This is a genomic window from Pseudoalteromonas sp. Z1A6 (assembly GCF_011378745.1).
Taxonomy (GTDB): Bacteria; Pseudomonadota; Gammaproteobacteria; order Enterobacterales; family Alteromonadaceae; genus Pseudoalteromonas; species Pseudoalteromonas arctica.
The window spans coordinates 1-6,086 of record NZ_WTKW01000260.1; the positions used below are offsets into that span (position 1 = coordinate 1).

The 6,086-nt window shown below is 40.9% G+C and carries 6 protein-coding genes; all 6 read right to left on the bottom strand.

All coding sequences use genetic code 11. The annotated features are described in order from the left end of the window. Positions 1-41: 41 nt before the first annotated feature. Entirely contained in the window at positions 42-854 is an 813-nt protein-coding gene (gene speD / locus GQR46_RS14805; protein ID WP_024593800.1) for an adenosylmethionine decarboxylase, read from the bottom strand. An 88-nt stretch (positions 855-942) separates the two neighbouring features. Beyond that, positions 943-1,356: an OsmC family protein gene (locus GQR46_RS14810; protein ID WP_024600073.1), complete on the bottom strand. Its 414-nt coding sequence runs from the start codon at positions 1,354-1,356 to the stop codon at positions 943-945. 86 nt (positions 1,357-1,442) lie between these two features. Further along, positions 1,443-1,790 carry a DUF3802 family protein gene (locus GQR46_RS14815; protein WP_007580087.1) on the bottom strand — a complete coding sequence of 116 codons (348 nt, stop codon included), beginning with the start codon at positions 1,788-1,790 and terminating at the stop codon, positions 1,443-1,445. A 132-nt stretch (positions 1,791-1,922) separates the two neighbouring features. After that, on the bottom strand, positions 1,923-3,392 hold the full coding sequence (astD, locus tag GQR46_RS14820) for a succinylglutamate-semialdehyde dehydrogenase (RefSeq protein WP_007580085.1): 1,470 nt from the start codon (positions 3,390-3,392) through the stop codon (positions 1,923-1,925). A 15-nt stretch (positions 3,393-3,407) separates the two neighbouring features. Beyond that, positions 3,408-4,424 (bottom strand): arginine N-succinyltransferase, encoded by a 1,017-nt coding sequence (gene astA, locus GQR46_RS14825; RefSeq protein ID WP_165741332.1) that lies wholly within the window; start codon positions 4,422-4,424, stop codon positions 3,408-3,410. A gap of 85 nt (positions 4,425-4,509) precedes the next feature. Continuing rightward, a complete protein-coding gene (locus GQR46_RS14830) occupies positions 4,510-5,715 on the bottom strand; it encodes an aspartate aminotransferase family protein (RefSeq protein WP_165728288.1) in 1,206 nt (401 codons plus the stop codon). Between the last annotated feature and the right edge of the window lie 371 nt (positions 5,716-6,086).

Here is a 6,086-nt window from a genome sequence, read left to right on the forward strand (position 1 = left end):
TGGCGCTCACTGAGCGCCATTTTTAATTTAATTCGTTGCTATTATTCTGTATCTGGCAGGTTACGGCCATAGAATATTTCTTGCATTTCACGGGTCAGCTTTGAGCGAATTTGTTCTTCTTCGCCCTCTGATAAGTCTGCTGTCGAAATACCGAATAAGTACGTGTTTAAATCGGTTTCTTTTAACATCATTTTGGTGTGGAACAGGTTTTCTTGATACACGTTCACGTCCATCATTTGGTACGCTTCTTTTGTATCTTCTGTCATGAAGTTTTGAATCGAGCTAATCGCGTGATCAATGTAGTGTTTAACACCGTTTATGTCGCGGGTAAAACCACGAACGCGGTAATCAATAGTTACTACATCTGACTCAAGGCTATGAATTAAGAAGTTTAACGCTTTAAGTGGCGAAATAATGCCACAAGTAGACACTTCAATATCAGCACGGAATGTACAAATACCATCATCAGGGTGAGCTTCTGGGTATGTGTGTACACAAATGTGGCTTTTATCTAGGTGCGCAACAACTGAATCAGGTAATGGGCCTGGTGCTTCGTCAGCATCGTAATTTTGCTGCTCTTCTACTGGTTCTTCTGAAACCAAAATAGTTACACTTGCGCCTTGTGGTTCATAATCTTGGCGCGCTACATTTAAAATGTTAGCACCAATAATATCAACAACTTCACCTAAAATGTCGGTTAGTCTATCTGCACTGTACTGCTCATCGATATATTCAATATATTCTTTACGTTGTTGCTCGGTCTTTGCGTAACAAATATCATAAATACTAAAGCTTAAACTTTTGGTTAAATTGTTAAAGCCATGAAGTTTAAGTTTATCGAAGGGTTTGTTCATAATAAACCAACCTATAAATTAGTGGGTTCTGCACCTGCAGAATGAAAAGTTCGCGGATTTTATACGAATTTCCCTCGTGGAAAAAGCGTTATTTTGCTTGTTCTTGCACAACTTCGTGGCTATGCGTAATTTCTACTGTTTTATCAAGCATTAATGCAACCGAGCAATACTTTTCAGCAGAGAGTGAAACTGCACGTGCAAGGTGTTTTTCAGACACATTATTGCCTTTAACAACAAAGTGTAAGTTAATTTTGGTAAACACGCGAGGGGCTGTTTCTGCGCGCTCTGCACTTAGTTGCACCTGTACATCTGAAAAATCTTGTTTGGCTTTTTTTAAAATACTAACCACATCAACTGATGAACAACAGCCAACTGACATTAAAACCATTTCCATTGGGCTTGGTGCTGCACTATCGCTGCCGCCATCAAACACAACATTGTGGTTAGAATTAGAACGACCAATAAACGTATCGCCTTCAACCCATTTTACATTTGCTTGCATTGTTATATCTCAAAAAAATATTTTCTTGATTGTAAGCAAGTTAGCCGTAGTTGCAAATGAAAATGCAACGCAGGGCTATAAAATGGCTAAGATTGTTGCGTTAAAGCGCTATCAAAGAGGTTTTTTACTAAACCTGCAAATTCATCTATAAAGGCATGCTGTTCAACCGTGACAGGCTGTGAGGTGATGCTGCTGAGGACTTCTTCTAAATCGTAAACTATGCCGTCAACTTCGCGTACAATTTGACTACGCTGCTCTGTGTTGAGGTTTGTGTGCTGCTCGCAAATAAGCATCACATTTTGTGCAATAACGTCTTCGATTAATTCCATGACTGTTGGGGCACCTGGTTTTATTTCGCCTGGCTTCTCAAACAATGCTAAATTTTGAGTTAGATACATGATCAAATCATCGTACCCTTGCCTATCTAAAACCATTTTTGTACCACCTTTGTATAATTAATTATTTTTGATTTAAGCAGAAAGCGCTGTTGATTGCTAGCTTTGCGCGTTAGCAATACAAAAAAAGCAGCCGAAGCTGCTTTTATAATAATTAAGTAGTATTACTACTTAATCTATTTTTAAGCCTGGGCTTAGTGTTGCTGGCATAGCTACTTTTTCAAGCTCTACCGAAGCAACTGGGTATGCACAGTAATCGGCTGCGTAATACGCGCTTGCTCTGTGATTGCCCGATGCGCCAATACCACCAAACGGTGCTGCGCTTGATGCGCCAGTAATTGGGCGATTCCAGTTAACAATACCTGCACGAATACGACGTAAGAAATGGTCGTAATCTGCTGCACTGTCACTTAATAAACCAGCCGATAAACCAAAGGTTGTATCGTTTGCTTTATCAATGGCTTGGTCAAAGTCGTCAAAGCGGAATACTTTTAAAAGTGGTCCAAAATGCTCTTCATCTGGGAAGTCACTAATATTTGTACACTCAATAATACCTGGTGTTACAAAGCCAGTATTAGCTGTGTGCTCAAGTTCTACTAATACTTCACCACCAAGCTCAACAAGCTCGTTTTGCGCTTTAACCATGCCTGCAGCTGCAGCTGATGAGATCATAGAGCCCATAAATGGCTGGTCTGCATCGTCATAATTACCTACTTTAATCGCTTTAGTTGCTGTGATTAAACGCTCAAGTATCACATCGCCTTTGCTACCAGTTGGTAAAAATAGTTTACGTGCACACGTACAACGCTGGCCACTTGAGATAAACGCTGATTGAATAATATCGTGAACAACCGCTTTAGTGTCTTCAACGTCAGTAATAATAAGTGGGTTATTACCACCCATTTCTAGCGCTAAAATTTTGCCAGGTTGACCCGCAAACTGTTCATGTAAAATATGACCAGTACGCGAAGAACCCGTAAAGAACAAGCCATCAATACCTTTGTGAGCAGCAAGGGCTTTACCCGTTTCTACTTCACCTTGTACAAGGTTAATGACACCTGCTGGTAAGCCTGCTTTTTCCCACAGTTTAAGCGTAAGCTCAGCTACTTTAGGAGTAAGTTCAGACGGTTTAAACACAACCGTGTTACCTGCTAAAAGCGCTGGCACAATGTGGCCATTAGGTAAGTGACCCGGAAAGTTATACGGACCAAATACGGCTACAACACCATGTGGCTTATGACGAATCATCGCACGGCCAAGTGGCATTGCGTTTTCTACGTCGCCAGTGCGCTCTAAAAATGCTTTTTCAGAAATGGCAATTTTACCAACCATAGCACCCGCTTCTGTGCGAGTTTCCCACAATGGCTTACCTGTTTCTTGTGCAATAGTAATAGCGAGCTCTTCGCTGTTTTCTTTTAATTGCGCTGCAAATGCTTTAATTATTTCCAAGCGCTCAGTAAAGCTTTTATCAGCCCATGCATAAAACGCTTCGCGCGCTGCATTTACTGCGGTGTCTACTTGCGCCGCAGTTGCCGATGAAGCCTGCCAAATAACGTCGTTATTTGCAGGGTTTACTGAATTAAATTCTGTGCCTTGGCCTTGTGACCATTGACCATTTATAAATTGTGCAGGATGAGTCATATACTTTCTCCTAAATTAAATCGTGGTTGCACTAACAATATCGCCAGTGTGCAAATGCAGTGCATCTGCTATTTCTTGCGATAAAATAAGGCTTTTTGCGCGCTCGTCAAATGTCATTGGTGCAACGGTTGCTCTAAAGTCATTAAGCTTTTCGTTAGCTAGTAACACCATGGTGTCGCCAGTCATTTCGCCAATTTCAACGTTAAAGTTACGTGCATTACGAATAGTCGCAATGTTATCTACTTTTGCTTCAACCGTTGGGCCGCCGTCAAAAATGTCTACGTAGCCATTAAACGTAAAGCCTTCGCTTTTTAATAACTCGATTGCTGGGCGAGTGTTGTCGTGTACTTTACCTATTACGGCTTGCGCATCTTTACTTAGCAAGTTTACGTAAATTGGGTATTTAGGCATTAATTCAGCAATGAAAACCTTTTGGCCAATACCTGTTAGGTAATCAGCTGTTGGAAAATCCATTGAGAAGAAGTGCTCTTCAAGCCACTGCCAAAAAGGGCTGCTGCCGTTTTCGTCAGACACACCGCGCATTTCTGCGATTACTGTTTGCGCAAAACGCTCTTGATGCTGTTTTATAAACATAAAGCGCGCTTTTGAAAGTAGCTTACCGTTACAATTTTTACGATAACCATCTTTTAAAAACAATGTGCAAAGCTCTGTAGCACCTGTGTAGTCGTTACATAGCGTTAGAATATCAACCGCTTTGTATACGTCTAATGTGCGCGAAGAGTGAATCACTTTACTTAAGTGATAATGATAAAATGCATCATCAAGCCCTACCGCAGCTTCAATTGCAGATGTTCCTACAACGTCACCGGTTTCGCTATCTTCAAGAACAAACAGGTAGCCTTCGTCACCAGGTTGTGACGTTTGTTTAGCAAAAGAGCTTACTGAATGGTCGATCTTTTTTTGCAATAGTTCTTCGTTTAATGGCAAAGACGTAAAACCATGCCCTGATTCGTGGGCAATTTTCAGTAATGCTGAATAATCATTTTGCTGGATTGGGCGAAGGATCATCATGAGTCCGCTTGCTCCCTTATAAATAACGGTAAATAGGAATTGCAGGGCAAGCAGTGCTTGCCCTTAATTGGTTGGCTTAAGTCGCTTATGCGTTTACTACGCTTGCTACTGCTTTTTCAAAGCGTGCCATACCTTCGCGAATGTCCGCTTCAGGAATTACTAAAGATGGAGTGAAACGTATTACGTCTGCACCAGCAACTAATGACATAAGGCCTTGCTCAGTCCCTGCCACTAAAAACTCTTTTGCACGACCTTTATATTGCTCGTTCACTACTGCACCAATTAATAAACCTTGGCCACGGATTTCGCTAAATACGTTGTATTTGTCGTTAACCGCAGTAAGTAGTTCATTAAATAATGCTGCTTTAGCTTTTACGCCAGCAAGTACTTCTGGGGTATTTACTGTATCAAATGCAGCTTCTGCAACAGCACACGCAAGCGGGTTGCCGCCATAAGTAGAACCATGAGTACCTACTTTAAGATGCTGTGCAATTTCAGTTGTTGTGATCATAGCGCCAATAGGGAAACCGCCGCCAAGTGCTTTAGCTGAAGTTAAAATATCAGGTACTATGTTTAAGCCTTGGTATGCGTATAAATCGCCAGTACGGCCAACACCTGTTTGAACTTCATCAAAAATAAGCAGTGCGTTATGTTTAGTACATAAATCGCGAACGCCTTGAGCAAACTCGTCAGTTGGTGAAACAATACCGCCTTCACCTTGAAGAGGTTCCATCATTACGGCACATGTTTTATCGCTGATAAGCGCTTCAAAAGCAGCTAGGTCGTTGTAATCACAATGTACAATGTCGCCAGGCTTAGGACCAAAACCATCTGAATATGCAGCTTGGCCACCAACAGTTACGGTAAAGAATGTACGACCGTGGAAACCTTTGTTAAACGCGATGATTTGTGATTTTTCTGCGCCAAACTTATCAAGTGCAAAACGACGCGCTAATTTAAGCGCTGCTTCGTTTGCTTCTGCGCCTGAGTTGGCAAAGTAAACTTTTTCAGCAAATGTAGCATCAACCATTTTTTTAGCTAGGCGAAGTGCCGGCTCATTGGTCATTACATTTGATAGATGCCAAATTTTTTCGCCTTGCTCTTTTAATGCGCCTACTAATGCAGGGTGGCAATGGCCAAGACAGTTAACTGCAATACCACCAGCAAAGTCGATAAACTCTCGACCTTGTTGATCCCATACGCGAGAACCTTCGCCTCGAACAGGAATTACGCTTGAAGGTGCGTAGTTAGGAACCATTACGTGATCAAATAATTCGCGATTGACTGTCATTTTATTTCCTCTTAATTGTGAGCAACACAAAACATCAAAATAGGTGTTTGGTTAATATTTGTAACCAACTTTATAGGCAAGATCAGTAACCTGATAATTGCGCAAAATTGCTTTGTGGTTCAATTTTCAGACGCACATTATTTCAGAATTACTTATATCTGTCTCGTTAAAAACTTTCATGTATCCCTTGAAAATAAAGGGCTAAAGATATTATTTCATAGATAGTGAATAACTATTTGCATAGCTATTTATGCTTATTTTTAAACAACTAACCGCATGAGCACCAAGGCGCGCATGCTTTAATCGGCAAATATGCAATATAACAATAGAGTGAGAATGAATGGTTAGTCGCAAAAAAATTAACAAAAAAT